Raw genomic sequence first — 1208 nt, forward strand, 5'->3', positions numbered from 1 at the left:
CGGAGCCGTAGGGAAACCAAGTCTTAACAGGGCCTTAAGTCAGTAGGAGTAGACCCGAAACCGGGTGATCTACCCATGTCCAGGATGAAGCTGCCGTAAGAGGCAGTGGAGGTCCGGACCCACATCCGTTGAAAAGGGTGGGGATGAGGTGTGGGTAGGGGAGAAATTCCAATCGAACCCGGAGATAGCTGGTTCTCCTCGAAATAGCTTTAGGGCTAGCCTCGGTCATGAGTCTTGTGGAGGTAGAGCACTGAATTTCCTAGGGGGCGTCAAAGCCTACCGAAGAATATCAAACTCCGAATGCCATGTAGACAGGACCGGGAGTCAGACTGCACGAGATAAGTTGGGCAGTCAAAAGGGAAAGAGCCCAGACCTTCAGTTAAGGTCCCAAAGTGTACGTTAAGTGGAAAAGGATGTGGGGTCTCGAAGACAACCAGGATGTTGGCTCAGAAGCAGCCATTCATTCAAAGAGTGCGTAATAGCTCACTGGTCGAGAGGCCCTGCGCCGAAAATGTCCGGGGCTGAAACGTACCACCGAAACTAAGGGATCCGAAAGGATCGGTAGAGGAGCATTGCATGCGGAACGAAGCAGTACCGTAAGGAGCTGTGGACTGCATGGAAGAGAGAATGCCGGAATGAGTAGCGAGATAAAGGTGAGAATCCTTTAGGCCGAATATCCAAGGTTTCCAGGGTAAAGCTGATCTGCCCTGGGTAAGTCGGGGCCTAAGGCGAGGACGAGAGTCGTAGCCGATGGACAACAGGTGGAGATTCCTGTACTGCGGTATGACAGAACTGTGGGGACACGTAAGGAAAGCGGAAGCCGGGAATGGAAAGCCCGGTGCAAGCAGGGTACCAGTCGCTTAGGCAAATCCGGGCGGCAATGGGAAGCTGTGATGCGGAGCGAAATACAAGTAGCGAAGTCCGTGAGCCATGCGTCAAGAAAAGCCGCTATTGTTTATACCGTACCCGTACCGTAAACCGACACAGGTGGATGAGGAGAGAATCCTAAGGCCGGCGGAAGAAGCATTGTCAAGGAACTCGGCAAAATGACCCCGTAACTTCGGGAGAAGGGGTGCCACTGAGAAGTGGCCGCAGAGAATAGGCTCAAGCAACTGTTTAGCAAAAACACAGGTCTATGCGAAACCGAAAGGTGAGGTATATGGGCTGACGCCTGCCCGGTGCTGGAAGGTTAAGAGGAGAGGTTAGCG

Annotated in this window: 1 rRNA gene; it reads left to right on the forward strand. The window is 53.1% G+C overall.

Features of this window, described 5'->3' with window-relative positions:
• Positions 1 to 1208, forward strand: a 23S ribosomal RNA gene (locus tag AB5706_RS23010); the annotation flags it as partial.

Source organism: Ruminococcus sp. RTP21484sp1_RTP21277st1_D2_RTP21277_210401 (assembly GCF_040924225.1).
In the GTDB taxonomy this organism is placed as follows: Bacteria; Bacillota; Clostridia; order Lachnospirales; family Lachnospiraceae; genus Blautia_A; species Blautia_A faecis.